Annotated in this window: 30 protein-coding genes and 2 riboswitches; of the genes, 1 reads left to right on the top strand and 29 read right to left on the bottom strand. The window is 34.0% G+C overall.

Translation table 11 applies throughout. The features are described from left to right. Position 1 precedes the first annotated feature (1 nt). The 29 genes from FM121_RS09140 to FM121_RS09000 form a co-directional block, all read right to left on the bottom strand. The gene (locus FM121_RS09140; RefSeq protein ID WP_086951885.1) at positions 2-646 is read right to left on the bottom strand and encodes a cobalt-precorrin-8 methylmutase; all 645 of its coding nucleotides are present in this window, start codon (positions 644-646) and stop codon (positions 2-4) included. Positions 647-679: 33 nt separating this feature from the next. Continuing rightward, positions 680-1,630: an adenosylcobinamide-phosphate synthase CbiB gene (gene cbiB, locus FM121_RS09135; protein ID WP_086951847.1), complete on the bottom strand. Its 951-nt coding sequence runs from the start codon at positions 1,628-1,630 to the stop codon at positions 680-682. Next, entirely contained in the window at positions 1,627-3,000 is a 1,374-nt protein-coding gene (locus FM121_RS09130) for a cobyrinate a,c-diamide synthase (protein WP_086951846.1), read from the bottom strand. The genes cbiB and FM121_RS09130 overlap by 4 nt, the downstream gene beginning before the upstream one ends. A gap of 3 nt (positions 3,001-3,003) precedes the next feature. After that, entirely contained in the window at positions 3,004-3,891 is an 888-nt protein-coding gene (locus FM121_RS09125) for a GHMP family kinase ATP-binding protein (protein WP_086951845.1), read from the bottom strand. Then, positions 3,872-4,954: a threonine-phosphate decarboxylase CobD gene (cobD, locus tag FM121_RS09120; RefSeq protein WP_086951844.1), complete on the bottom strand. Its 1,083-nt coding sequence runs from the start codon at positions 4,952-4,954 to the stop codon at positions 3,872-3,874. The genes FM121_RS09125 and cobD overlap by 20 nt, the downstream gene beginning before the upstream one ends. A 2-nt stretch (positions 4,955-4,956) precedes the next feature. Beyond that, positions 4,957-5,472: an ECF transporter S component gene (locus FM121_RS09115; RefSeq protein WP_086951843.1), complete on the bottom strand. Its 516-nt coding sequence runs from the start codon at positions 5,470-5,472 to the stop codon at positions 4,957-4,959. Positions 5,473-5,626: 154 nt separating this feature from the next. Then, positions 5,627-5,805, bottom strand: a riboswitch (cobalamin riboswitch). A gap of 106 nt (positions 5,806-5,911) precedes the next feature. Continuing rightward, positions 5,912-6,373 carry a GNAT family N-acetyltransferase gene (locus FM121_RS09110; RefSeq protein ID WP_086951842.1) on the bottom strand — a complete coding sequence of 154 codons (462 nt, stop codon included), beginning with the start codon at positions 6,371-6,373 and terminating at the stop codon, positions 5,912-5,914. A 16-nt stretch (positions 6,374-6,389) separates the two neighbouring features. Further along, entirely contained in the window at positions 6,390-7,223 is an 834-nt protein-coding gene (gene eutJ, locus FM121_RS09105) for an ethanolamine utilization protein EutJ (RefSeq protein ID WP_086951841.1), read from the bottom strand. A gap of 17 nt (positions 7,224-7,240) precedes the next feature. Continuing rightward, complete coding sequence (locus FM121_RS09100) at positions 7,241-7,696, bottom strand: cupin domain-containing protein (protein ID WP_086951840.1); 456 nt, start codon at positions 7,694-7,696, stop codon at positions 7,241-7,243. Positions 7,697-7,698: 2 nt separating this feature from the next. Continuing rightward, positions 7,699-8,805, bottom strand: a complete 1,107-nt coding sequence (gene eutH / locus FM121_RS09095; protein ID WP_086951839.1) for an ethanolamine utilization protein EutH — start codon at positions 8,803-8,805, stop codon at positions 7,699-7,701. 41 nt (positions 8,806-8,846) lie between these two features. After that, positions 8,847-9,116, bottom strand: coding sequence for a EutN/CcmL family microcompartment protein (locus FM121_RS09090; protein ID WP_086951838.1), 270 nt, complete (start codon positions 9,114-9,116; stop codon positions 8,847-8,849). Positions 9,117-9,118: 2 nt separating this feature from the next. Continuing rightward, positions 9,119-9,724 carry a hypothetical protein gene (locus FM121_RS09085; protein WP_086951837.1) on the bottom strand — a complete coding sequence of 202 codons (606 nt, stop codon included), beginning with the start codon at positions 9,722-9,724 and terminating at the stop codon, positions 9,119-9,121. Continuing rightward, positions 9,717-10,349, bottom strand: a complete 633-nt coding sequence (gene eutD / locus FM121_RS09080; protein ID WP_373385078.1) for an ethanolamine utilization phosphate acetyltransferase EutD — start codon at positions 10,347-10,349, stop codon at positions 9,717-9,719. Before eutD ends, FM121_RS09085 begins: the two co-directional genes overlap by 8 nt. Positions 10,350-10,406: 57 nt before the next feature. Then, positions 10,407-11,063, bottom strand: a complete 657-nt coding sequence (locus tag FM121_RS09075; protein WP_143597075.1) for a hypothetical protein — start codon at positions 11,061-11,063, stop codon at positions 10,407-10,409. Positions 11,064-11,116: 53 nt separating this feature from the next. Continuing rightward, positions 11,117-11,395 (bottom strand): ethanolamine utilization microcompartment protein EutM, encoded by a 279-nt coding sequence (eutM, locus tag FM121_RS09070; protein WP_218778632.1) that lies wholly within the window; start codon positions 11,393-11,395, stop codon positions 11,117-11,119. 58 nt (positions 11,396-11,453) lie between these two features. Then, positions 11,454-12,932 carry an acetaldehyde dehydrogenase (acetylating) gene (locus FM121_RS09065; RefSeq protein ID WP_086951834.1) on the bottom strand — a complete coding sequence of 493 codons (1,479 nt, stop codon included), beginning with the start codon at positions 12,930-12,932 and terminating at the stop codon, positions 11,454-11,456. A gap of 14 nt (positions 12,933-12,946) precedes the next feature. Further along, positions 12,947-13,408 (bottom strand): BMC domain-containing protein, encoded by a 462-nt coding sequence (locus FM121_RS14770; protein WP_218778631.1) that lies wholly within the window; start codon positions 13,406-13,408, stop codon positions 12,947-12,949. A gap of 33 nt (positions 13,409-13,441) precedes the next feature. Then, a complete protein-coding gene (eutL, locus tag FM121_RS09055) occupies positions 13,442-14,098 on the bottom strand; it encodes an ethanolamine utilization microcompartment protein EutL (RefSeq protein ID WP_086951833.1) in 657 nt (218 codons plus the stop codon). 30 nt (positions 14,099-14,128) lie between these two features. Beyond that, positions 14,129-15,037, bottom strand: a complete 909-nt coding sequence (gene eutC, locus FM121_RS09050; protein ID WP_086951832.1) for an ethanolamine ammonia-lyase subunit EutC — start codon at positions 15,035-15,037, stop codon at positions 14,129-14,131. Between the two features lie 18 nt (positions 15,038-15,055). Continuing rightward, positions 15,056-16,423 (bottom strand): ethanolamine ammonia-lyase subunit EutB, encoded by a 1,368-nt coding sequence (locus tag FM121_RS09045; protein ID WP_086951831.1) that lies wholly within the window; start codon positions 16,421-16,423, stop codon positions 15,056-15,058. Between the two features lie 50 nt (positions 16,424-16,473). Further along, a complete protein-coding gene (eutA, locus tag FM121_RS09040; RefSeq protein WP_218778630.1) occupies positions 16,474-17,907 on the bottom strand; it encodes an ethanolamine ammonia-lyase reactivating factor EutA in 1,434 nt (477 codons plus the stop codon). Between the two features lie 117 nt (positions 17,908-18,024). Beyond that, complete coding sequence (locus FM121_RS09035; RefSeq protein WP_086951830.1) at positions 18,025-19,440, bottom strand: sensor histidine kinase; 1,416 nt, start codon at positions 19,438-19,440, stop codon at positions 18,025-18,027. After that, positions 19,433-20,005 (bottom strand): ANTAR domain-containing response regulator, encoded by a 573-nt coding sequence (locus FM121_RS09030; protein WP_086951829.1) that lies wholly within the window; start codon positions 20,003-20,005, stop codon positions 19,433-19,435. The genes FM121_RS09035 and FM121_RS09030 overlap by 8 nt, the downstream gene beginning before the upstream one ends. Before the next feature lie 44 nt (positions 20,006-20,049). Then, positions 20,050-20,394 carry a BMC domain-containing protein gene (locus tag FM121_RS09025; RefSeq protein ID WP_296746054.1) on the bottom strand — a complete coding sequence of 115 codons (345 nt, stop codon included), beginning with the start codon at positions 20,392-20,394 and terminating at the stop codon, positions 20,050-20,052. A gap of 66 nt (positions 20,395-20,460) precedes the next feature. After that, positions 20,461-21,573, bottom strand: coding sequence for a 1-propanol dehydrogenase PduQ (locus FM121_RS09020; RefSeq protein ID WP_086951827.1), 1,113 nt, complete (start codon positions 21,571-21,573; stop codon positions 20,461-20,463). Positions 21,574-21,847: 274 nt separating this feature from the next. Beyond that, positions 21,848-21,996, bottom strand: a riboswitch (adenosylcobalamin (AdoCbl) riboswitch). 64 nt (positions 21,997-22,060) lie between these two features. Next, complete coding sequence (locus FM121_RS09015) at positions 22,061-22,624, bottom strand: cob(I)yrinic acid a,c-diamide adenosyltransferase (RefSeq protein WP_086951826.1); 564 nt, start codon at positions 22,622-22,624, stop codon at positions 22,061-22,063. A gap of 2 nt (positions 22,625-22,626) precedes the next feature. Next, on the bottom strand, positions 22,627-23,067 hold the full coding sequence (locus FM121_RS09010) for a EutP/PduV family microcompartment system protein (protein ID WP_086951825.1): 441 nt from the start codon (positions 23,065-23,067) through the stop codon (positions 22,627-22,629). A gap of 19 nt (positions 23,068-23,086) precedes the next feature. Then, on the bottom strand, positions 23,087-23,431 hold the full coding sequence (locus tag FM121_RS09005; protein ID WP_086951824.1) for a BMC domain-containing protein: 345 nt from the start codon (positions 23,429-23,431) through the stop codon (positions 23,087-23,089). A gap of 40 nt (positions 23,432-23,471) precedes the next feature. Further along, the gene (locus tag FM121_RS09000) at positions 23,472-24,584 is read right to left on the bottom strand and encodes an oxidoreductase (RefSeq protein ID WP_086951823.1); all 1,113 of its coding nucleotides are present in this window, start codon (positions 24,582-24,584) and stop codon (positions 23,472-23,474) included. A gap of 289 nt (positions 24,585-24,873) precedes the next feature. Here FM121_RS09000 and FM121_RS08995 point away from each other — a divergent pair, with 289 nt between their 5' ends. Continuing rightward, positions 24,874-26,226 (top strand): 4Fe-4S dicluster domain-containing protein, encoded by a 1,353-nt coding sequence (locus FM121_RS08995; protein ID WP_086951822.1) that lies wholly within the window; start codon positions 24,874-24,876, stop codon positions 26,224-26,226.

Genomic DNA, 26,226 nt, shown 5'->3' with positions numbered 1-26,226 from the left:
TTTATTCCACGTCCAATTGATAAATAATAGCATTAATAATTGCAGCAGCTACATTACTCCCACCTTTTCGGCCTCTAGCAACGATTGCTGGAATATCACTCTCAAATAAAGCTTCTTTAGATTCTGCAGCTCCTACAAAACCAACTGGTGCACCAACAACTGCTTTAACATTTAGATCTTTCGAATGAACCATTTCTAAAATTTTATAAATAGCAGTTGGTGCATTACCGATAACAAAAATTTTATCCCCGCTAAGTGTACTAGCATGTTCAATAGCTGCCATTGAGCGAGTTATTTGTTTTTCTTTTGCAATTTTTACGATTTCAGGATCAGAAATAAAACATTTATAAGAAATATTTAGTTTATCTAAAACACGTTTGTTAATTCCGCTCAACGCCATGGTTGTATCCGTATAAATAGTTCCATTACCTTGTATAAAAAATTCTTTCATTTTTTCAACAACATCATGAGTAAATTGTAAATTTTCTAGATAATCAAAATCCGCACTCGTATGAATTGCTCGCTTAATAATCATTTCTTCCATTTTATTATTAAATTGATATCCTGGATTAATCTCATCAATCGTATCTTGAATAATAACAAAGCTTTCAACTTCAATTCCTTTTGGATCTTTCATATAATTCATCATGGCTTCACATTCCTTTTTTGTTTTTTTATATTATTGAATCATAAATAAAATGATTGAAAATAAAATCAGACCTAGACAAGAAGAACAATATAATAGTGAGTTCATCTTTAAAATATCACGACTATCTGCCACTTTAAGTGAATCTCCGATTGTTGGTTTATAAATTTCAACACCGTGATAGCTATGACTTCCCCCAAGCTGAATTCCTAAAGCTCCAGATGATGGGGCTTCTAAGTAGCCACCATTAGGACTTTTGTGATTTTTACGATCTCTAATGCCAATTTTAAATGTATTTTTAGGATTCATATTAAGTAAGAGACTGCTTAAACACAAAAGCAAAAAACTAATTCTGGCAGGAATCAAATTCCATAAATCATCCATTTTGGCTGAAACATAACCAATTTCTTTATATTTAGGTGTCAAGTAACCAACCATTGAATCCAGAGTATTAACTGCTTTATATGCCATAGCAAGGGGTGGTCCGCCAATAAACAAGTAAATCATCGGAGCAATAACACCATCAGAGGTATTTTCAGCTATTGTTTCCACTGTCGCTTTTGTAATCTCTTCTTTTGTTAGTTGGCTTGTATCCCTTCCAACAATCATCGCGACTTGCTGCCTTGCTTCCTCTATTGTTCCAGTTTCCAGTATTTCTGCTATTTTTTTACCTTCTTTGGCTAAGCTTTTTGTTGCTAATGTCGTATAAGCTAAATAAATGAAAACTGCATATCCTAGATAATTATTAATTCTAAATGCTATAAAAAGTATTAACCAAGTAAACACATAAGATATTATCACGGTGCTGAGCCATAAAATCCCTCCCATAAAATAGTTCATTTTGATAGAAAATAAAGGCTTTATGAGATGTTTTTGAAAAAAACTAATATAGTTTCCGATGACTTTCACAGGATGGGGCCAAGTATAAGGATCGCCTAATATTAAATCCAAAATAAATGCCGAAAATAACAAAGTGATCGTCATCCCTTAGCCTCCTGTGTGGTTAATTTACTCATTAATTGATGGATAAAATTCTCATTTTGAAAGAAATGTAAATGTAAATAACTAGCAAACGTATTTTCCTTTTGGTAACCACCCTCCCAAGTTGAAACAATAACACCATCTCTGTTTTTTTCCATCAACATCATCGTTTTTTCTGTCGTCTCAAAAATCGAATGATGAAATTCGTGCCCAAATACTTTAGTACCGGCTTTACCAATTAAGCTATCTTTTTTTAGAATGCCATAGCAATATCCAAACCGTTTCAACCGTGAAGTCATGTGGCTTTCACCTTCAAAAATCCCAACCATCGGAAATACTTCATCTGCTATCTTTAACGAAGAACCCAGATACATTAAGCCGCCACATTCAGCAAGAATATGCTTTCTTTTTTTATGCGCTGATAAAACAGAAGCCAACATCTCTTGATTTCCAGACAATTCCACAGCAAATTCTTCCGGATAACCTCCACCAAAATAATACAAATCAGCTTCTGGCAGTGAGGTGTCCGTCATCGGACTAAATTCGATAATTTTAGCTCCTAAGGCCTCTAATAATTCTATGTTATCTGGATAATAAAAATGAAAAGCAGCATCTTTAGCAATCGCAATTTTTACATTTCTGTATGTTGGTGACGCTATGAAAGCTAGTTCTGATTGATTTAAGGCCTCATCTTTCAAATCTGAAAGTAAGCGATCAATATCAACGGTTTTCTCTAAGCTATCAGCGATTAAACTGATAATCTCCATTACATTATCAATTTCATTATCTGGTACTAAACCTAACTGCCTAGACGGCAAAGAAAAAGCTGGATTTTTACCTAAATAACCATATACAGTTGTATTCGTATACTTCTCTATTGCTCCCCTTACAAGATTAAAGTGATTGTCAGAAGCAATGTTATTAATAATGACACCTTGAATGGTTAAATCAGTATCAAATTCTGCAAATCCCTTAACAATAGCCGCAATTGAAGTAGAAGCTGACTTTCCATCTACAACAAGTAATACAGGACAATTTAATTGTTTAGCCATAGCTGAACTTGAGCAAGAATCTTTATCTATTCCAAAACCGTCAAATAACCCCATAACACCTTCAATAATTGCTATATCAGAATTAATAGCATTCTTATTAAATAAATATTGGATAGTTTCTTGATTTGGGACTAAAAAAGAATCCAAGTTCCTTGATGTTTTTTGAGTAATTCGACTATGATATTTGGTATCCACATAATCAGGTCCGACTTTAAATGGCTGGACAACTATTTTTTTTCGCTTTAAAACTTCTAATAATCCTAACGTAACTGTCGTTTTCCCAGATCCACTAGAAGCTGCACTAATCATCATTTTTTTCATTTTTTATCCCTCGCCTACTACTTGCTTTAATCCTTCAAAATAAGATTGATAGACTCCTGATTTTTTATAAAAATCATTAACGTCCAACTTAGAAACTTTTTTTTGAATCTCTTTTACTTCTGTTAAATTTTTCAATAGAATACCTATTACAGTTCCACTGTGGGCAACATTGACGCCAAATATTGATTGATGATTTTCCTTTAATAGAAGTATTTCTTCAAAATGAACTTTTGGTAATATTTTTTGACTTAGACAAGCACTTTTAGTTGCCGCTTCCCCTAATTTATCCAAATTTTTTTCACTAACTGCATGACTATACTCTTCGTATACTCCTTTAAATAAGCCCGCTTGTTCTTTAGCTAACGTTTCATTTTCTTTTGTATGATATTTTTGCGTTTCTATATTAGTTTCTGGTTCTAACATTAGAACAAAAAAATGAGGATACCAAAAAGATTTTTTTGCAACCGTTGCTGATTTTAAATCAAATTCAGTCATTGAGTTAAAAAACACACTATCTGTCGGCTCAATTTGAACACATAGGAAAGCGATTTCTTTTTCAGTGAGATTTTTACCATAATATAAAGCTATCCCGTATATAGTTGCCGCTACATCAGCTGTACTACTCGCCATTCCTTTTGACAAAGACAATTCAGACTGTATATCTATTTCCAACATATTTCGATACTCATTTGGAATATTTAAATAATCTTCAACTAATTTTATGGCACGTCTTGCTTTTTGACCGACTAGTTTTTTTTTACTTGAATAAGGTTGAACAGTCACATAGGAAAACAACCGAATGCCACAACTAACTAGATAGGGTATGTCATTTACATATCCTTGAATCAGCTCACCACAACTACCAGGACAACTAACTGTAATTTCCTCCATTAAAATACTCCTCGAATACTTTTATTAACATTTCATTTTCAGTATGGCTTCTGACCGCAATTCGGTAATAATTCCCAGATAAACCTTTATAATTAGAACAATCTCGGATTAGAATCCCTTTTTCTAATAACTCTTTTTGAATATTTTTAGGACTTGAACAACTAAAAAAAATAAAATTAACAGTACTGCTAAATAATTTTAATGCTGAAATTTCATTTAGCTTCTTTTCTAGAAAGATTCGTTCTATTTCAATATTAGCAATACTCTCAGTTAAATATTCCGAATCTTGCAAGGATACTTTCCCCGCTATTTCAGCAAAGCAATTTATTCTCCAAGGAACAGCTCTCTTATTGAGCTCTAGCATTACTTCTTGATTGCTTGTTAACAAGTAACCTAGTCTTAAGCCTGGAATAGCAAATATTTTAGTCAATGACCGAACAATAAATAAATTTTTATTAGCTACTATTTCCGTATCCAAAGACTCCTCTTGAGGTAAAAAGTCCATGAAAGCTTCATCAACAATTAAACGAATTTTTTTTGCTTGACAATAAGCTAATAACTGCTTCATTTCATTTTTTTTCACTATTTTTCCTGTAGGATTATTAGGGTTACACAAACAAATGGTGTCCACATTATTTTTTTCCACAGCTAATATTAATTCATTGATATTTACTTCAAAAGCTGAAGATTCTATTTCAAAGTAATAAATACCTGTTAATTTATGAGCAAAAGCGTCTTCGTATTCAGAGAATGTGGGAGCTAACACTAATAACTTTTCCACTTCTAATACGCTAGCTAATCCATAAATCACTTCTGCTGCACCATTTCCCAAAAAGACATAGTTCTCATTTAATTTATGATAGTTTGCTATGTCGTGCTTTAAATTTTTATATCTTAAATCAGGATAATGAAGAATTTGGTCAAAATTATTGTAAAGCTCTGCTTTGAGACGTTTAGAGACTCCCAATGGATTAATATTGGCACTAAAATCAACTATCTTTTTTTCTGATAACTGGTACAACTCTGTTAACTCTTTAATATTCCCACCATGAGTTCCTACCATTTTTAGTGTCCTTTCATATCCTGTTGAATTTTAGAATAATTTTTTATTTTTGAAGGTAAACAAGCGTATACTACTTCTGTTAAGAATAAATTAGCCAATGTTGCTATAGTTAATGGGACAAATAAAACAAAAACAACATCTCCCAAGAATGGATACAATAAAAGCAAATCTAAAGGAACGTTAATTATAAATGCCACAACTATTGAAATAATTTTTGATAGTACAGGGTATTTATTATATTTCCGTCTTATGAAACCGTATACAAATACACAAACCATCATCAAGGTTGCTATCATCAAATGGATAGGCAATGTATTAGGAAAGCCAGATAACATTGCTGAAACCATGTGACCAAAAAATGCAACTAATATACCGACACCTGGACCTAGAATAATTGTTGAAATAAATGCTGGAAACGAGTCTAATGCAATTGATCCTAACAGTTTGATGTTAGCGCCTAATACACTCAGGGCTATCATTAAAGCTACTAGTGTTATTTCTTTTGTTTTTTGGTTCATTTTTTCTCTCCTTCTTAATTTTTATATAAAAAAACAAACCATCATTCAATCAGAACGATAGTTTGTTTTTTTTGTATAGTATCCTTTGTCAGAAATCTTTTTTAGTAAAAAGAAGTTGCTAACAGACCAAAAAAAACAACTTCCCGATAGAATTATTTTTTCTCATCTTAGCTTGGATATCCTGACTTAGCCTCTTCCTACTTTTCTCACCTTCCAAATCTTTCGACAGTGGTTTATTAAGAATTTCGTCCGCATTACAGTAGAAAGGGTCTGTTGAGGAGTCACACCTCATTTCCCATCACTAGAATGTTTTTATTAAATTGTCATTATTGCTTCATTTTTAATAATATAACACCTGTGCCTCATTTTCAATAGCTTTTGACTATATTGTGAAAGTTTAATCATTCACTAATTTGAACTTAATTAATCATGATTAGTTTTAATCAGCTAATTCTTTTAACATAATATATTCTGCTATTTCAGGCATGTATGCTGCTTCTACTTTACCAACTTCTTTGTAACCCATACGTTCATACAACTTTTTAGCATTTATATTGAAATCACCAACCATAAGCGTTATTTTTTTCTTACCTAATGATCTAGCAATCGCTTCATAAATAGTTAATAAAAATGTGCCTATACCTTGACCTTGATAAGTGTTTTTAACACAAATTAATGCAAGGTATGGGTATTCATGAAAAAAGCCATTTTCTTCAACCCACATGATTGCGACAATTTCTCCTGAACTGGTTTTAGCCCCCCATAATTCATTACGCTGTAATCCAGTTTTTATCCAGTCTAGAACTTGTCCATCATATGCTTGATTTAACGACGATTCTCTAAAAGTTTCCATACATTCATTTAAATCAGATTTTAATAATTTATTTACCTCTGAAATCATGATATTCACGCCTTTTTTACTCTTTTACACTTGCAATAGCAATTCCTAAAGGTGTTACAAATTGAGGATAATCTGGTCTTGCCACATCTTTTCCAAGATACTTAGAAAATACCTTAGCAAAATCTTCAAAATAACTAGCTCCCCCAACCACAAATAACGGTTCTATTGGATACGCCTCAAGAAACTGTTTTGTAATGTTTGCCATTTTATCAATAACTGGTTTAATAATCATAAAGGTTTCTTGTTCTTGTTCTTTATCACGTTTTATTAATTCAGCTTCTGGAACAGATATTTTATGATAACCAGCTAAAACTAAAGACATATGAGTGCCTCCAGTCGGCTCATCAATCGTCTTAACTACGGTGTAATCTTCAATAATACTAATCCCTGTCGTTCCACCACCAACATCAATTACAGCACCTTTTTCTAGTTCTAATAAACGAGCTGCTGCTGATGGTTCATCAACAATAGTCGTTACATTTAAACCTGCAGATTCTAATACATTAGAAACAACTTTATAGTCATTACCTAAAGTTCCTGGTGGTACTGCTGTTGCAGCATCAGTTAATTCTACTCCAAGGATTTCTTCTGCTTCTTTAACTAATTTAGAGACGATTTGAACAGCTTCTATATAATTTACCACAAGCCCGTCACGAACAACTTCAGCGTATTCAAAACTACCATAGATTGGTTTATTGCTTTCATCTAGAATAGCTAAAACGATGGAAGAAGTTCCTAAATCGACTCCTACCTTCAATTGTTCATCCTTCGCAAAAGAACGACATTTTTTAGTATTTACGATTTCATTAAATTCTTGTAATATGTTATTCACTTGCTTTAAATCAACCATAATATCCTCCTAAAAAATTATTGTGACGCCCAGTCTGCTGGATAAGTGACATAAACAAATCGAGCATCACCTTCTACTGAGAATTGAATGCTGCTACTCTTAGGAACAAATATAATTTCTCCTGGTCCCGCACTAATTCTTCGACCATCAACAATGACAGTTAATGTTCCTTCAATAATGTAATCTACTTCATCATACTCAAGAGTCCAATCAAATGTTGTGTCCTTCATAACCATTAATCCACAGCCTAGACGAGGACTTTCTTCTAAAGTAACTAAATCTTTGCAATAAACAACATCTCCTGCAACACCTGTATCTAGTCGATCATTTTCATCCACTTCTAGAAGAGGTAATTTTACAGATAAAACACCACTCGGATCTACTGTTTTTGTTAATTGAGACAATCCGCTCATTTTTTCCATTAGCACTTGGCGAACAACATTTTCAATAATACTTTTTTGATTATCATCCATGATTATGCCACCTCTTTAACTGATTCTGCTTTTTTCATTGTTTTATTAGCAACAAAAATTGCCACTAAAATTGCAGTAATACCACCAACTAATTTTCCAACGATCATTGGGAAAATCATTGCTTTTTCTACTCCTGCTGTAAAGCCTAAGTGGTCTCCTAAAACAAATGAAGCTGATACTGCAAAGGCAACGTTAATAATTTTTCCACGTTCGTCCATGTCTTTCATTGTTTGGAACATAGCGATATTGTTAGCTAAAGTTGCTACTAAACCAGCTGCTGATGTTTCATTCATGCCTAAGATTTTACCTAAGCCTAATAATGGTTTCTTAAATACTCGAGTAATCACTTGAACTAATACAAACGCTCCTGCTAATGTTAGAGCAATACCACCAACTACTTCAATCCCTTCAGAGACTGGCGCAATTCCTTCAATTACTGTAATTCCAACTAGTTGTTGTAAAGCACCTAAAATTAAACCAATAATAGCAATAACAACAACGCCTTTACCAAAATAAGTAAAGCCTTTAATCATGCCATCTGGAATTAATAGTAATCCCACCATAACTAACGCTGCTACGATAACGATTGGAATTAAATTTTTAATAATCATCATAACGTCAAATCCTGCTACTAAACCGCCAACAAATGCACCAATCGGAATAGTTACCATTCCTGATAAAACACCTGTTGCTAAATATTTTTGATCTTCTTTTTTGATAATTCCTAATGCAACTGGAATTGTAAATACAATCGTAGGACCCATCATAGCTCCTAGAATTGTTCCTGCAAAAAGACCAGCTTCCGGTGTTTGAGCCATTTCCATTGCTAATGTATAACCACCCATATCATTTGCCAAAAGAGTTGTTGCAAACATTGCTGGATCTGCTCCTAAAGCTGTATAAATTGGAACAACAATTGGTTTTAATATATTGGCTAAAATTGGGGCAAGTGTGATAATCCCTACCATTGATAACGTAAGAGACCCCATTGCCATAATACCTTCTTCAAATTGATTACCTAAATTAAATTTATTACCTAAAATATAATCAATTCCACCTACAACCATAAAGAAAGCGATAATATACATAATAATTTCATTAATACTCATTGATTGCTACCTCCTAATATCCTTTTTTACTTATAATAATATTATTGATTTCTTTCAACAGAATCAATAATACCAACAATCGTTGCATCAACCGGAACTTCAGAAGAGCCCAGTGCTACTCTAGCAGAACCACCTGTTGTCACCAAAACCACGTCTCCAAATCCAGCACCTTCATTATCAGCTGCTACGATTGTTCTTTTAGGCGTTTCTTGAGACGTTTCTTCAATGTCCACTAATAAAAATTTTAAACCATTTAAATGTTCATTTTTTCGAGTTGCCCATAGACTCCCTGATACTGTTCCAATTAACATGATTATTCCTCTTCTCTTACATAATTAAGCTTTAATTGTTTTTCTCTAATAAAATCTTTTGCTAAAGGAGTTACAATCGTTGACTCTGTTACTGTCCATTCTGTAATACCTTGATTCATTTCTTTTTGTAATAATTCTTTTGTCCATACTCTGGATGTTGTCTTGTTTTTAGACACATTCGCTTTAACATTGATAAACTCAGCCCCATATTTTTCCCACTGATTTTCAGCTTTTAAAACATGTGCTTTGGCACTATAAGGACTTTTCTTCATAAGTGACGTATATTCTTTACCACTATTTAGAACATAAACTTTTTTCTTAGTCATTAATGCTTCAAATATGTGCTTTTCTCCTTCAGTTGAAGGTAACATTTCCGATATTCTCATTAAACTTTCTAAAGATAATTGTGAAACAACCACCCCTTGAGATGAACCATCTAATTTATCACCAGAGTAGTCAGTGTCTTTAAAAAATTGTGCCAAATCGGCTGTTTTTTCACCATATACACCTAATCTATTAGAAGTATCCTGATAAATGCCACTTTCTTTCCCTAAAGCTTCTAACACTTTTTGTGTCACAATCTGTACTAATTCTTCGAAATTATCCATTCCAATTACCTAATTTCTTGATGATCGTTCCTCTAGTCCCTTTTTTAAAGCCACAAGCATTGGCTTCATCATAATCAATATGCATATATGTTGCAAACTTAGGACTAACACGGATTACCACATCGTCGAAAATAAGTGGTCGCTCACCATCAATCTTAACTTGAACGATTTCACCTTGTTTCACTTTAAAGCGCCAAGCATCTTCCTCAGTTAAATGGACGTGACGTTTAGCAATAATTAATCCTTTAGATAATTGTAGACTTGTCATACCACTCATTAATAAAATTCCTGGTGTTCCGACAATATCGCCACTTTCTCTAACAGGTACTTTCACACCCAATGTTAAGGCATCTGTTCCTGATATTTCAGCTTGAGACTCTTTTCGTTCAGGTCCTAAAATGACAACATTTTTTAATACACCTTTGGGACCAACTAAATTAATTCGTTCCTTACACGCAAATTGACCTGGCTGAGAAAGATCTTTTAATTTAGTTAATTGATAGCCTTTTCCAAATAATGTATCAATATCTTTGCGAGATAAATGGACGTGACGACCACTTGCTTCCACTTCAAAATCACGTTTAGGCTGTAATCTTGAGACAACTTCTTTAATTATTTCATCAATATTCTCATTTGTTATTTCCACTGTTTTATAACCTCCTTCATTTAGAATAAAAGATGACTATATTAATGACTTAATAAATAGAGGGAATTTTACTTCTAGTTCAAGTAAATCTTCTCTTGTACAAATACCAAAACGATCCCTATAAGACTCTACTAACTCACAACAAGCATCTTCACAGAGTAACATTAACCGATATAAATCCAACTGATAGTCACTCATTTCAACGGAAACTTCAAGCTCTTTTGTCTGCTCTTCACAAGATAAATAGCCGGTATTAATCCAGTTTGTTTGACCAATGCCTAATATGACATCATCTATTATTTTTAAAATCAAGCTTAAAGAATCTTGGAAATCAACTGCTTTTTCTTCTGTTAAATTTTGTTGAAACTTAATAAATTCTACTTTTAATAATGACCACTGAATTCTATTTTTTTTCAATATAAAACTTGGCTCATTAACTATATCAGTTTCTTTCACTTCAATTTTTTTAGCTGATTCTCTTTCAACCGATTCGTCTATTTTTATTTCTTCTGATTCAAAGACTACAGATATTCCCTTATCATTCAAAAAACTTTTAGCTGAAGGCGTTACAATGGTTCCTTTTGTTATTATCATTTCCGTTAGACGTTCTTTTTTTAATCTATTTCGAACGTCAGATTCAGTTAAAACGGCCACGATAACACACCCTTCTCTTTGAGAAAAGGGTATATTCATATAGACATATACCCTTCAGACTCTTTATTTTTTTCTTATTTTAAGTTAAAGAATTAACCCATTTTTGGTAAAATTTCGTCAACTTCTGAATGTGGACGAGGAATTACGTGAACTGATAATAATTCTCCTACACGTTCAGCTGCTGCTGCTCCAGCGTCAGTTGCTGCTTTAACAGCACCTACGTCACCACGAACCATAACTGTTACTAATCCGCCACCTACTTGTTCTTTACCAATCAATGTTACGTTAGCTGCTTTCACCATTGCGTCTGCTGCTTCAATAGCTCCTACTAAACCTTTTGTTTCGATCATTCCTAATGCGTTTGCGTTCATAATAATGTTCCTCCTAATATTTTATGTATAATTTATTTTAATATAATTAAAACCAAATTTAAAGTTTTTCTAGCACTGCTGCCACAATCTTGTTGATTAGTTCATCTTTTGAATCTGTAGTTGAACATGTTTCAACTTTACTATCAACTAGATTAAGATCCTCACCACGTAATTCATCTAATTCACGAACTCCGTAAGCGACTTTTCTTAAGTTGAATAAGTTTTCTGGGCTGATATTGTCTGAAGTTGAACTTCCACCTACAGCACCACAACCTAATGTTAAAGCTGGATTAATATTTGTTGATGCGCCAATACCGCCTAAAGTTCCTGGAGTATTAACTAATAAACGAGAGACAGGTTTTTTCAAGCCAAATTCTCTTACAACGTTATCATCTTCGGTATGGATCACCATTGTGTGTCCTGCACCTTCATTAGTTAAGATTTCAATACATAACTGACAAGCATCTTCCCAGTCTTTTGTTGTATAAAAAGCTAAAATTGGTGCTAATTTTTCTCTAGAATATGGAACTTTCATTCCCACTCTATTTTCTTCAGCAATTAAGACACGTGTCCCTTGTGGGAAAGTTAAACCAGTTAATTTACTGATTGTATCAATCGATTTCCCTACAATCTGTGGATTCATTGTGCCATTAGCGCGCATGATGAATTTTTCTAATTGAGCAGCTTCTTCTTTAGTTAAGAAGTAAGCTCCTTGTTTTTTGAATTCATTCATCACTGCTTGTTTACTTACTTCTTCAACAACAACTGATTGTTCAGAAGCACAAATTGTACCATTATCAAATGTTTTTGAATCCATAATGTGTTTAACTGCTAAAGGAATATTAGCTGTTTTTTCGATAAAAGCAGGGCCATTACCTGGTCCAACACCGATTGCAGGTGTTCCTGATGAATACGCTGCTTTAACCATTGCTGACCCACCTGTTGCTAAGATCAGTTTAGTTAAATCATGTTTCATTAATTCAGCAGTACCTTGCATAGTTGGTGTTGTCATCACACTAATTGCACCGGCTGGACAGCCTTCTCTTACAGCTGCATTTCTAATAATATCTACTGTTTCAGTAATACATTTTAGAGCAGTTGGGTGTGGTGAAAAGACGATACTATTACCTGCTTTTAATGAAATAAGTGCTTTGTAGATTACAGTTGATGTTGGGTTAGTTGATGGAATTAAACCTGCAACAACTCCTACTGGAACTGCAATGTCCATGACTTTATTCATTTTATCTTCATTAATCACGCCAACTGTTTTCATGTCTTTCATGTTTTCCCAAACAGCTTTAGAAGCGAATGAATTTTTAACTACTTTGTCTTGCCAAATACCAAAGCCGGTTTCTTCATTGGCCATTTTAGCTAATTTCACTCGATTATCATATGCTGCCATTGTCATTGCTTTACAGATATTATCTATCTTTTCTTGTGAAAAAGTAGCTAATTCTTTTTGCGCTTCTGTCGCATCTTTAAGGAGATTACGTACTTCTTGAATTGATACTAAATCTTTATCTATTACGTTTACCAAAATTTATTCCCTCCTTATTTCTTTTTTGGTTTTGTTGTTTTTGTATCTTTTGATGTATTTTCTGATTTTTTCAAATCAATTTTAGGTATTTTTTTAGCAGTTGTCGTTACCACTTTAGGTTCTTCTTTAAGAACAACTTCTTCTACAACGACAGCTTCAACAAGTTCTTTTTCAACTTTATTTTTTTGTTTTTTTTCTTCAATGCTTGCCATTACCATTTTAGCTGTATCTTCTGCCATTCTTGGTATAACATGGCTAGAGATTAAACAATTTAAACTTTCTGCTGATAAACTACCTGCTTCTACAGCAACTTTTACTGCTGCTACATCTCCAGCTAACTGAATTGTTGTTTGTCCACCTTTAATTACTTCTGCATTTAAAAGTGCTACATCTGCTGTTTTTAAAGCAGCATCCGCTGCTGCGATTGCACCTAAAAATCCTTTAACTTCAATTAAACCTAGTGATTCTATTTTCAAAGTGGCTACCTCCCTTTATTATTAATTAAACGCTTAATATGATTTTGGATTAGCCGCTACTGATTGAACTGCTTGAGCAAAAGCATCACAAGCTGCTTGACAGGCTGATTGACTACCTGTCAATAACCCACCTGCGAAGTTTGTTTCAGATGGTGGCCCATAAAAGGCTGCTACTTCAACGTCTGCTGCTTTAATTGCTGCATCTAAAGCATACATGGCTTCAATCGGTGGAGCTATTAAGTAAGCCAAAGATTCACCTTCTTTGATACCTGCTTCTTTAGATAAATGAGTTCCAGTACGAGATACTAAATGAGCGTAGTAAGGAATACTATCATCCTCATTAGCACTTACAAATCCTGGGCTATTTTCAATTTCATAAACAACAACATCTAGGCCGCTTTTAACTTCAGCAGGATTAGGTCCGGCAATAATTCCAATAACCTCACCAGCAAGTTTTGTGCTAGCACTTCCCGCACCAGCGTAAAGACTGCGAGCATAGACAACATCAACCATTGCTTTTTTTGTTGCTTCATCTAATGCAACATAAGTGACATCATCACAATCTCCAGTAACTAAACCTAAACTACGATGTTTAACTGGATCCAAGTTTAATGCTTTTGCTAGTCCTGGATCAATATTAGAAATAATTTTCGAGCTTAATACGTTAGCTCCTAATGAATCATTAATCATTAACATTTCCTCCTCGTTTGTTTTAAAAGGTTATTCTGATTCTTTTAAATCAATACCTGATTTTTTCTTATCTACAATATTTTTAATAATTTCAGCAATATACGCCCCAGCTTCAACGGCTGGCGTTCCACCTCTATGAATGTTTGAAATGACTGTACGTCTTGCTTCAGGCATGCCTATAGTTGGCTTATAAGCTAAATAAGCACTCATTGATTCTGCTGTTACTAATCCAGGTCTTTCACCAATCAACATACAAACACAGTCAGCATCCGTTAATTCACCAATTTCATCCATTGCCCCAACACGTGAGTATTTAACAAAAACAGGTGTATCAAAATCAAGGTTAAACATTTTCAACCCTTGTTTGATTGATGGTAAAATTTCTTTTACATTCGCTTCAACAGCTGCTGAACTTAAGCCATCACCTATAACGATTTGAACTTTAGCGCCTTTAGTTGTATTGCTTTTGATGATTTCTTGATTTTCAGCGTCAAATTGACGGCCTAAATCCGGACGAGTTACGTACTCATCTTTATCTTGGCATTTAGTAATAACCGAAACAAATCCCATTTCTTTAACTAAGTCTTCTGACACATCAGAGAACACTGCATCTTGAGCGGCTGCATGGTCTGCTCTAAAACGTAACATTGATTGTGTTTTATAACGTGGACCTGAGCGCCATAATCCAAGACGAGCTGGCGTGAATGACTTCATTCTCAAGTACCCTTCTTCATCATGTGCGTTTGGTACTAAAAATTGTTTTCTAATATCGACTTCGGTAATATCTGGAATACATCCCTCTTCAACATCTGAAGATTCTTGTGATAATTGACTTTGAACACTAGAAACAACTTCTTCTGTCGTTGTTTGACCTTCTTGACCTGACATTTCAGCCAAAATTGTTTCAATTAGTGCTTTTAGATTTTTTTCATCTACCATTGTATTGTTTGACCTCCTTTACTTTTTCAAGAAAATTGATGCGTCACCAGCGATTTCTGTAAGACGACCATCTTCCATAAGTCCCATTTTTTCCATCCAAGTTTCAAATTCACGTGTTGGACGTTTGTTCATTAAATGACGTAATGTTGCTGTTTCATGGTAACCTGTTGTTTGATAATTTAACATAATATCATCAGCATGAGGAATTCCCATAATGAAGTTAACATTTGCTTGATTTAAAAGAACTGCTAAGTTTTCTGCATCATTTTGGTCAGCTTTCATATGGTTGGTGTAACATACGTCACAGCCCATTGAGATACCTGAAAGTTTACCCATAAAATGATCTTCTAAACCAGCTCTGATAACTTGTTTAGAGTCATATAGATACTCAGGTCCAATGAATCCTACTACAGTATTTACGATAAACGGATCATAACGTTTTGCAAATCCATAACAACGAGCTTCCATTGTTACTTGATCGGCTCCGTAATGAGCGTCTGATGATAGTTCAGATCCTTGACCCGTTTCAAAATACATCACATTTGGCCCAGCTACGGCTCCTGTTTCTAATGCTAAAGCTTTTGCTTCTGCTAAGTCATTAGCATCAAAACCAAAGGCTGTATTTCCTTTTTGAGAACCTGCAATTGATTGGAAAACCAGGCCTGTAGGTGCACCTTTTCGCATAGCTTCCATTTGTGTTTTAACATGAGCTAGTACACAAGTTTGTGTTGGGATTTCCCATTCATTTTTTATTTCTTCAAATTTATTTAAGATACGAACAACACTTTCAGTTGAATCATCAACTGGATTAAGTCCTAATACTGCATCTCCAATACCATATGACAAACCTTCTAATAACGACGCTGTAATACCATCAATATCATCTGTTGTATGATTTGGTTGTAAACGAGCCGACAAACGACCAGGTTCACCGATTGTTGTGTTAGCAGTTTTGATAACAACAATTTTTTGTGCTGCATAAACCAAATCCATATTTGACATTAATTTTGTTACCGCAGCAACCATTTCTGAAGTCAATCCACGAGCGATTTGTTTAATTTCATAATCGTTTGTTTTGAAATCTAAAATATATTCTCTTAGTTCTTCTACTGTCCAATGTTTAATTTGCTCGTACATTCTCTTGTTTACATCATCGATGATAATACGTGTCACCTCATCATCTTCATAAGGTACCACAGGGTTATTGAATAAATCTTTTAATTGTAATTGAGCTAAAACAACCTTAGCTGCTACTCTTTCTTCAGCAGAACCAGCCGCTACTCTCGCTAAGGTATCTCCTGATTTTACTTCATTAGCTTTAGCAAGCACTTCTTTAACTGAGTTAAATGCATACGTCTTGCCAAAAAGTCTAGTTTTTAAAATCATCTTTTAATTTCCTCCTCATTTAACTATTTATTTCATTTAGTTCTTTTGAACTAATTAAAAATCAATGTTTTTACTACTACTGGTAACACATTTCCATTAGCTACAGGCATTCCGATATCAATATAATCACCGTTTTCAACTTTGACGCTATCAATACAAACAAAAGGATAATCCTTTGGCAAAGTACTGAATAAACATTGTCCTAGCGCTTTAGCCATATCTTGTTGAACACTTATAACAAGTGGTTCTCGTCTTTGAATAATTGCATCTAAACCTTCAACAATCGCTTCTGCATAATCTAACACTCTTTGGAATGTTGGATTTTGTTCTCCTTCAATTCCTAATGCGATTGTTTGGAATTCATTTTCTAGCTGATACCATTTCATTTTCTGCCTAATAGAATCAGCTATATCGGATTTTTGACCTTTTTCATCCTGACTAGAAAGTTTCAAAATAGGCATGTTTTTAATTGGTAGAATCTCTTTCTTATAAGTAATCGTGCTACCACTTATGTCAGCTGTATGTGACCCTGCACCAACAACAGTCGCTCTAATTGTTTCAACAGATTCGATTACCTCAAATTCAGTCATAAGAACTGAATTTGCTATTTCTTGTCCCAGTAGTAAGCCAATATCTCCATATCTAAATGGATCCTGTAATTTTTCTTTCGTGATGCAATCTGCAACTCCTCCAGAAAATGAAATAGATTCTATTTTTCGACCAAAGGATAACCCTTTGTTAGTAATAATCCTGTCATAGTATGGGCTTTTGGTTCCAATATCAACACTGTTCTCTAATACATTCACCATTATTTTAATAATCGGTTGTAATTTTTCTGGTGATGTCTTTTGGCCAACTGTTATACCTAATTTTTCTTTGGATATAATTTCTTTAATTTTTGGGGCAATATACTGGATTTCTTGTGTTTGTTTATTGACTTTGATTAAACGTCCACCAATATCTAAACATCCAGTATCAAAAACTTCATCATCATAAAACAGGGCTAAATTTGTTGTACCGCCACCAATATCTAAATTGACTACAGTTGTGTGTTTCTCTTTTGAATACGTTTGGGCGCCAGCACCTCGTCCTGCAATAATACTTTCTAAATCAGGACCAGCAGTTGCGACTACAAAATCACCAGCATAACCACTCAATGCTTGTAGAACATTGCTCGAATTCTCTTTTCTGGCTGTTTCTCCAGTTATGATAACAGCACCAATTTGAATGTCATCTTTACTTATATTGGCTCGTTCATACTGAGTTTTAACAAATTTTTCAATTGCTTTAGCATCTATTAAATTATTTTCTAAAATAGGAGTGAACATAATATCACTTTTAAAGACGACTTCTTTATCCGTGATGGTAATTCTTGGAATTGTAAATGAAGATGCCATATTCTTGATATACAGTTTTGAAATGATCATTTGCGTCGTTGACGTCCCTAAATCAATCCCAACACTTAATACTATTTCTTCTGACACTTTATTCCTCCTCCCTATATTTTTTTATAAACTAAAAGTGCTCAAAATAACCCTAATTAAATTAGAATTATCTTAAGCACCTTTGCTTTATCTCCAAACAACATTGTTTAAAGTATATTAAATTTTAAAACTAAAGTAAGTTGAAGTTCCAGCATGGCTAGAAACAATTTTTAACTTACCTCTTAATTTATCTTTGACATAACTTGTGACAATTTTTAGTCCTAAGCTACTTTTATTATTAGTACCAGTATGATATCCTACACCATTATCTTTCACAGATACAGACACCATATTGTCACCCAATCGAGTAACTTCAACTTTAATTTTATTTGTTTTATTTTCTGTTAGAAAACCATGTTCAAAACTATTTTGTAATAACTCATTTGTTATCAGTGCCACAGTTACCGTCTTATCACTATCTAGAATAACACTTGGGTCAATTTTTTTTTCAATAATCACTTTTTTGTTGTCTAAAAATGCACGATAACAATTAGAAATAGTTACGTCTAATACTTCTGCTAAACTGATATCATTATCAATTTTTTTTGACAGTAACTCATGAGTCGCAGCAATAGCTAATATTCGGTACTCACTCTCTCTAAGTACCTTAACAACTTCTTGATTATCCGATCTTCTTGATTGAATCCTCAAAAGTGATACAACACTTTGTAAGTTATTTTTTACTCGGTGATGAATTTCTTTAATCGCCACTGATTTTTCCACAATTTCAACTTCACGGTTATAAATTTCTGTCTTATCGTGTAAAATCATTGTGAACATGCCGGATTTTTCATCAAAAAATCGTTTCATTTGAAAATGTGAACTACCAAAAACTATCTCTTTTTTTGAAATACTATTCCATTTATCTGTTCCCTTTAAATAAATTAGTTGTTCAAAAGTAGAGGTATCTAAGGATAAATTATCATAATGAAGTCCAATTATTTTTTCCATATAACCAAAGTGAAAATAATAGCTATTAGCTACTTCATTATTCATCTCTAGATAACCATTCGCGTCAAATATCAAAATAGCTTCATCTAAATTATCCATTAATGATTTGTAAAACAATGTACTAGCATCTACACATCCCAGACTTTTTTGAGAATTTTCAGTGATAGTCTCACCTCTGATTTCCTTGACTGGAAATTCTACGATCAGAACACCAATTGTTTCTTTATTATTACGTAAAGGAAAAACTTTTTGTCTAATCCAATGATTCTCTTGCGTCTTTGCAAGAAGTCCTTCTGTGATTAGAGCTGTTTCAAAGGTACGATATACCCCAGGTTCATTAAGTCTTTTTGCGATTTTTCCAACAACATCTTCACTGTATATTGACTCGTTTACACATGGTTTGCGATGGTAGACAACGACCGCTTCATCCGTTACATCAGACAATATATCAATAAAAACATCCTCTTCACGATATTTCATCGTTTCTTCAATTCGATTGGCTTCTTTGATTAACTCATCAATATCTGATTCGCTTAGACTAGAGTATTTTTGGCTTAATTCACGAATTCTTGATTCAATCATTAGCTAGCACAAGCATCTCTGCTACATCGATCATTGGACATCTTTTATCCATACTTAATTTACGTATTTGTTGATACGCATCTTCTTCACTAAGTGATTGCTTGGCCATCAAAATACCTTTAGCTTTTTCAATCAACTTACGCTGTTCTAATTTTTCAGATAGTTTATCGACATTTTTTTCAAGTCTTTCAACTTGATTTCCCTTAGTGATAGCCATCTCAACCATCGGTATAAATGACTTTTCATCTAGCGGTTTTACTAGATATCCGGCTGCACCAAATGCCATTGCTTTTTGACGATTATTGACATCGCTGTAGGCAGTTAACATTAATATGGAGCTAGCTAATCTTTCTGTCATAATTTTTTTCCCAGCACTTAAGCCATCAAGTAAAGGCATTTGAACATCCATAATAATTAAATCAGGGCGATATTTCTTCGCTAATTCAATTGCCTCAAAACCATCTGCAGCCTCACCGACAACATCATAGTTTTCTATTTCTAACATGTCTCTTAAGTCTACTCTTGTAAGAGGTTCATCATCGACAATGATAATTTTTCCTTTCACGAGCTTCACTCCTAGCTTTTATCATTTTACTTTTATCAAAACATCTATGTTTTGGTGACAACAGTACTAGCAAAATCTAAAGTTTCTTCTAAAAATCTAAGAGTATCAGAGAACGCGGATTCCATTGAAGACAAATCTCCTGTTAGAATAACCGTTCCACTAAATCGATCGATAAAACCAATCTCAACATCTCCTGATTTTAAAGCACAATCAACTGCTATAATGGTAGCCTCGCTTGGTGAAATGGTTAAAATACCAATTGAGCTGTAGCCTTCATTAGCCAAACCTAGCTTATCATAACTATCTTGAGTTGGATTAGCGATAATATGAGCCATCGTTATCTGTTTACCCGGAACATATTCTTGAATCAATCGTTGTTTTTCTTCCAAGCCGCTCATCCTTTCTACTTTTACTTCTCTCTATAAAAGTATTATACCCCCAAAATCACCTAATTATCAAAATAAATTTGTTACAATCTTTCTAACATCTTCTGCTGTTGGTGCTTTTGGATTTGTTTTAGTTGTTGGGTCCAATAATGCTTGCTCACTCACTTGACCTATAATTGGTGCAATATCTTCTTTTGTAAGTCCTGCTTCAATAAAGTTACTAGGCATATTTAGCTTAGATCTCAAATCAACAATTTCGTTTATTAAGTTTCTAACACCCATTTTACCTTTTGAATTAGACAGCCCTTGTTTTTTGGCTAAATGAGCATATCTTTCTAACGCTCTTTGACTTTCATTACCATTGTATTGAACAATTGACGGTAATAACACGCCATTGATTCGACCGTGAGCTAGATGCAATTTTCCACCAATTGTATGAGCAATTCCATGGCATAAACCTAATGAGGCTTGATTAAACGCAAGTCCTGCCAAACATGACGCATAATGAACTTGCTCTCTAGCTTCCAAATCGTCACCATTTTTATAAGCTCGGACTAAGTAATCGAAAATCAATTCTACAGCTTTTTCTGCTAAAGCATCTGAGAAAACAGTCGCTTCTGTGGAAACATAAGCTTCTAGAGCATGTGTTAAGACATCCATACCAGTATCTGCTGTAATCACTGGGGGAGCTGTTTTTACTAGGCGCGGATCTAGTATTGCCACATCCGGTTGAAGTCTCTCATCCACTAAAGGGTACTTCAAATTTTCTTTTTTGTTAGTAATTACTGAGAAATTAGTCACTTCTGAGCCTGTCCCACTTGTTGTTGGAATAATGATTAATTTAGCAGCGTTAATCAGGTTTAACTCAATCCCCATTAATTTAATTGCTTTAGCTGCATCAATAGCTGATCCGCCACCAAACGCTATCACTTGGCTTGGTTTAAACTGTGCTAATTTTTCAACACCACTCACGACGTTTTCAATTGTTGGATCTGGTACAATATCTGTAAAAATTTCATAAGTATTGGTATCATTGATTTCATTTGTTACATATTTAATGATATCAGATTCAACCATAAACTTATCTGTTACGATACATAAGCGTTCATTTTCAAATGTTTGCAAGAAGCTTAGTGCATCACTACCAATATAAATCTCTGTTCCAAATTTTATCTGTTTCATATTTCCACCTCCGATAATAAAAAAAACCACCAGAAAAATACCTTCTTAACAAGGAGTTTTCGGTAGCATCATTGCCAACTATTATATTAATTAGAAAACAAAAAAGGCAAGGATAGCACCCCTTTGTGCTACAACCTACCAGAAGTAAGTTTCTCCATTTGCCTGCTGTTTTATTAAAAACACGATTCATTGTGTTTTTTTCAGTATCGACTATTGGTACGCACTGTCAATAAAACAAGCGGCTAAATGTTAGAATACGTTACGTTTTGGTCTTCTAACTCCCACTGTTCTACCACGAAACAGTAAGTACCAATTTTTAACTTTCTAAAAAGACCTGACTTAAAGCATTATGCTTATTACAGTGGCGGGACCGTCTTGGATTTTCACCAAAGTTCCATTTAGAGAGGAAAATTTTAATCTATGTGTAGATATTAACATATTACTCTACTCGTGACAATACTTTTGAAGTAAAAATGTAACCGATTCATTAATCATTATAAAATACTTGGCTATTTCTTCGATAACTAACATCTGAACGATTTTCTCGATAATTAATTAAGCGAGCTGCTGCAAAGAAATAATCTGATAGACGATTTAAAAATTTTAAAACTTCTGGGTTAATTTCTGCTTCTAAACTTGTTGCAACAACGATTCTTTCAGCTCTTCGGGCAATCGTTCTAGCAAAATGAAGTTCACTTGCTACTGGATCTCCTCCTGGGATAATAAATTCAGTAATTGGTGGTGGTGAGATTAGATACTTATCAATACATTCTTCTAACCAAGTTGTTGATTCTTTTGCTGTTCGATAACCTTTTGTACTATTAGGTGTGGCCATATCTGTACCACAATCAAATAAAATTTGTTGAATTTCAGCTAAATCTTTCTTTACGTCTTGGCTATTTTTCATGTGACTGACAACAATGCCAATAAAGGAATTAAGTTCATCAATCGTTCCATATGCTTCTACTCTGTTAGAGCATTTAGCCATCTTTTCGCCACCTATAATGCTAGTTTCACCTTTGTCACCAGTTTTAGTATATATTTTAGCCATTCCTATTCCTCCTCATATTCCAAATAAGCTAAGAGTTCCTCCATACCTTCGTCCTCAACAGAAGACACTCTAAAAATTTGTCTTGCTCCTGAATTTCTTAGCGATTGTTCCGCTCTTTTGATTAACTCTGGATCATCTGTTTTATCCATTTTAGTAATGATTCCAATAACCGGTTTTGAAAACATTGAGCCAAAACCCGGTGGAAAAGTATTAAATTTTTCATCTACACTTTGGAGAATTCCGATACAATCCACACTACTTGATGTTACTTGTAGTGCACTATAAAATTGTCTTCTTTGAACGAACTCACCTGGTGTATCCACTATAAACTTACTTGCTTCAATTGCTTGGGTTTTCTGATATGTAATATCATGACCTTGGATTCTTTGGGTCAAAGTTGTTTTTCCTGTGCCAACCGCACCTATAAACATAATTTTTTTCATGATTAGTCCCACTTACTTTTTATGATTTTGTAACAGGTGTACTTGAAATGTGTAACAACTCATTCAATGTTTGATTGACCATTTCCATACTTGCTTCAACTGCAGTCACATCACCTGCTAAGACAACCGTCCCGCTAAATCGATCCATAAAAGCTACCTTAACTGCAGCTGCCTTTGAAGCCACATCTGCTGCGACAATAGCTGCTTCTCCTGGCGTTATAGTTAAAATACCTAAAGCTTCTCTTTCACAATCAAAAAGGCCTATTTTTTCATAGACTCTTTGGTCTGGACTAGCGATTACATGCGCGATGGTTATTTGACGACCTGGTACTGATTCTTGAATAACTCTCATTTTTTCTGACATTTTAATTTCCTCTTAACTTCATTTCTATTTTTTATCTACTTTAGCGATATAAATACCAATCTGGTGTTTCTAAAATACCTCGCCATAAGTTTCTTGGAATATTGTAAGTTTGCCTGGTTTCTCCAGTTAATAATTTTTCTGGTAATATAACTTCTTCTTGATTCACAATTTTTTCAGCCCAATTCGGAACAAAAATAAAGGGTCTACATGCTGATGCTAATTCGGTATGCTGTAAAGCTTGCTCAACTGATTCTGATTGCAGTAAATTTCCAGAGCTAATTACAGGCGTCTTGATTACTACTTGTTTGATAATTTCTAACAAATCAAAGGAATTATTATTTAACTCTTTTTTGGCTAAACAATCAGAACTCGTCAAATGAATGTAGTCTAACCCTAGTTGATCAAGGATTTTTAAAATGGCTAATGATTCTTTAAAAGATTTCTCTCTTTCATTATCCTCCATTAACATCGTATCTTCAAGTGAAAAACGAATACCTAATGCAAAAGGTGTCTCTTTATTCTCTTGAATAACCCTGAGTGATGCTTTGATAATCTCTTCAGTAAATTTCACTCTTTTTCTAAGACTCCCACCCCATTGATCATTCCGTAAATTCCAATTTGGTAATAAAAACTGATTAGGTAGATAAGAATTAGCAACGTGAAGTTCAACACCGTCAAAACCTGCTTTTACTGCTCTTAGAATTGCCTTAGAGTAATCAGAAATATTTTTTTGAATCTCCGTCTCAGTCAATTCATGATAGTCATTACTTCCTTCTAAATAAGTTGATTGATGACTTACACAGTAAAGAAGATCCGTATTATCTCTTCTTTTAGCATTGGCTCCTCCATGATAAATTTGTAAAATGGCCTTCGTTTCATTTTTTTGGATAGTCTGAGCAATTTTACTTAAACTTGGAATAAACCGATCATGGCTGATACTAATATTATTTCCATAGCCACGACCATTTTGTGATACATAAGCTGATGCCACGACTATCGCACCAACTTTACCCGTTCTTTGTCTAAAAAAGGCCAATTCATTTTCTGTTATTTTTCCATCTAAGGCATCCTCCATCGTTGAAATTGGTGCAAAAAAAAGTCTGTTTTTCAACTCAACTCCTGATGGTAACTTATATTTTTCTACTACCTTCATGCTTTTCCTCCTAACAAAAAAGACGCAAAAAGAACTTTCATCTTTTTGCGCCTTTGCAAGTCGAATTTACTTCTTCGTAAATCCATTCCTATTTGTACTAATTATTGTCATCATTATAGCAAAATTTAAATAATGCGTCTACCTTAGAGAAGTTTTCACAAAATGATTATGATTATCATTTTCAGTTATAGACATTTTTATTAATTAAGATTGATTTTAAAAAGTTAAGAGCTTACAATTGAACGTGACAACGACCTCTACATAAAAAATAAAAAGTGTAGGTGATTAAATGCTATTAGAAAAAATTCACAATTCTGGAATTGTCGGTGCTGGTGGTGCTGGCTTTCCAACTTCTAAAAAATTAAATGCTAAAGCTGAGTATCTCATCATCAATGCCGCTGAATGTGAGCCTCTCCTTAAAACTGACCACTATGTGATGAAGCATTTTGCCAAAGAATGTATCCAAGCCATTACAGAAGTCGGAAAAATTGTAGAATGTGAAAATATCGTCATTGCAACAAAAAATTATTATCATGAAGAAATTGCCTGTTTAGAAGCAGCAATTTCAGAACAAAACGCTCCCATCACCATTCATAAAATGGAAAATTTTTATCCTGCTGGAGACGAACAAGTTATGGTTTTCGAAGTCACTGGACGGACTGTTCCACCAACTGGGATTCCTTTACAAGTTGGTTGTATCGTTTCAAACATTACAACAATGCTAAATATTTATGAAGCAATGGAGCATGAAAAACCAGTAACTGAAAAACTAGTTACTATCACTGGGGCTGTTAATAAACCTACCATGATTCTTGTTCCAATTGGCACCTCTTTTTCCACTTGTCTTGAATTAGCTGGTGGCACACCACTTAAACAGTTTATCTTTTTAAATGGTGGACCAATGATGGGAAAAATTGGCAATCATAACAACTTTCATGATCAAGTCGTCACAAAAACAACTTCTGGTATTATTATTTTGGAAGAAAAAGAATATCTCTACTCTTTACATGAACGTCAAATGAGTCAAATCATTACCCAAGCAAAAGCTGCATGTATCCAGTGTCGATTATGTACACAATTATGTCCTCGTTTTCAGATAGGGATTCCTTTACATCCCCATCAAGTCATGAGACATCTCGCTACTAGTGATGTTCCAGATGATATCGATGATGATCCGGTTTGGAAGCAAGCAATTCTTTGTTGTGAGTGTGGTATTTGTGAAGTGATTGCTTGTCCAATGGCTCTTTCTCCAAGACAAGTTAATATTTATGTTAAGCAACGACTTGCTGAAAAAGGCATTCGTTATGAGTACAACGGTGAAGAATTAATTCCTCAACCAATGCGTGAGTATCAAAAAACACCACCTAAAAATATTCTTTTGAAAATGGGCTTAGAACAATATGTTGATAATGATTTAAGTCAGTTGATTACATTTGAACCTGATGAAGTCTTTATCCCATTAAAAATGCATATTGGTGCTCCTTGTCAGCCACTTGTAAAAAAAGGTGACCAAGTAATTAAAGGACAATTAATTGCTGAAATGGAAGACGGCAAATTAGGTGCACCTATCCATGCCAGTATTTCAGGTACGATTATTTGTACAAGTGACTCATTAATTCAAATTAAAAAGGATGTGGCTTAG

Origin of the sequence: Vagococcus fluvialis bH819 (genome assembly GCF_900163795.1) — a bacterium.
GTDB classification, from domain to species: domain Bacteria; phylum Bacillota; class Bacilli; order Lactobacillales; family Vagococcaceae; genus Vagococcus; species Vagococcus fluvialis_A.
This window is presented reverse-complemented; position numbering and strand designations above follow the sequence as displayed.

Bases quoted from the DNA above. Each gene is read 5' to 3' on its own strand.
- FM121_RS09140 (WP_086951885.1), bottom strand. From the start codon at position 646: ATGAATTATATGAAAGATCCAAAAGGAATTGAAGTTGAAAGCTTTGTT.
- cbiB (WP_086951847.1), bottom strand. From the start codon at position 1,630: ATGACGATCACTTTGTTATTTTCGGCATTTATTTTGGATTTAATATTA.
- FM121_RS09130 (WP_086951846.1), bottom strand. From the start codon at position 3,000: ATGAAAAAAATGATGATTAGTGCAGCTTCTAGTGGATCTGGGAAAACG.
- FM121_RS09125 (WP_086951845.1), bottom strand. From the start codon at position 3,891: ATGGAGGAAATTACAGTTAGTTGTCCTGGTAGTTGTGGTGAGCTGATT.
- cobD (WP_086951844.1), bottom strand. From the start codon at position 4,954: ATGGTAGGAACTCATGGTGGGAATATTAAAGAGTTAACAGAGTTGTAC.
- FM121_RS09115 (WP_086951843.1), bottom strand. From the start codon at position 5,472: ATGAACCAAAAAACAAAAGAAATAACACTAGTAGCTTTAATGATAGCC.
- FM121_RS09110 (WP_086951842.1), bottom strand. From the start codon at position 6,373: ATGATTTCAGAGGTAAATAAATTATTAAAATCTGATTTAAATGAATGT.
- eutJ (WP_086951841.1), bottom strand. From the start codon at position 7,223: ATGGTTGATTTAAAGCAAGTGAATAACATATTACAAGAATTTAATGAA.
- FM121_RS09100 (WP_086951840.1), bottom strand. From the start codon at position 7,696: ATGGATGATAATCAAAAAAGTATTATTGAAAATGTTGTTCGCCAAGTG.
- eutH (WP_086951839.1), bottom strand. From the start codon at position 8,805: ATGAGTATTAATGAAATTATTATGTATATTATCGCTTTCTTTATGGTT.
- FM121_RS09090 (WP_086951838.1), bottom strand. From the start codon at position 9,116: ATGTTAATTGGAACAGTATCAGGGAGTCTATGGGCAACTCGAAAAAAT.
- FM121_RS09085 (WP_086951837.1), bottom strand. From the start codon at position 9,724: ATGGATAATTTCGAAGAATTAGTACAGATTGTGACACAAAAAGTGTTA.
- FM121_RS09075 (WP_143597075.1), bottom strand. From the start codon at position 11,063: ATGAATATACCCTTTTCTCAAAGAGAAGGGTGTGTTATCGTGGCCGTT.
- eutM (WP_218778632.1), bottom strand. From the start codon at position 11,395: ATGAACGCAAACGCATTAGGAATGATCGAAACAAAAGGTTTAGTAGGA.
- eutL (WP_086951833.1), bottom strand. From the start codon at position 14,098: ATGATTAATGATTCATTAGGAGCTAACGTATTAAGCTCGAAAATTATT.
- eutC (WP_086951832.1), bottom strand. From the start codon at position 15,037: ATGGTAGATGAAAAAAATCTAAAAGCACTAATTGAAACAATTTTGGCT.
- FM121_RS09045 (WP_086951831.1), bottom strand. From the start codon at position 16,423: ATGATTTTAAAAACTAGACTTTTTGGCAAGACGTATGCATTTAACTCA.
- FM121_RS09035 (WP_086951830.1), bottom strand. From the start codon at position 19,440: ATGATTGAATCAAGAATTCGTGAATTAAGCCAAAAATACTCTAGTCTA.
- FM121_RS09020 (WP_086951827.1), bottom strand. From the start codon at position 21,573: ATGAAACAGATAAAATTTGGAACAGAGATTTATATTGGTAGTGATGCA.
- FM121_RS09015 (WP_086951826.1), bottom strand. From the start codon at position 22,624: ATGGCTAAAATATATACTAAAACTGGTGACAAAGGTGAAACTAGCATT.
- FM121_RS09010 (WP_086951825.1), bottom strand. From the start codon at position 23,067: ATGAAAAAAATTATGTTTATAGGTGCGGTTGGCACAGGAAAAACAACT.
- FM121_RS09005 (WP_086951824.1), bottom strand. From the start codon at position 23,431: ATGTCAGAAAAAATGAGAGTTATTCAAGAATCAGTACCAGGTCGTCAA.
- FM121_RS09000 (WP_086951823.1), bottom strand. From the start codon at position 24,584: ATGAAGGTAGTAGAAAAATATAAGTTACCATCAGGAGTTGAGTTGAAA.
- FM121_RS08995 (WP_086951822.1), top strand. From the start codon at position 24,874: ATGCTATTAGAAAAAATTCACAATTCTGGAATTGTCGGTGCTGGTGGT.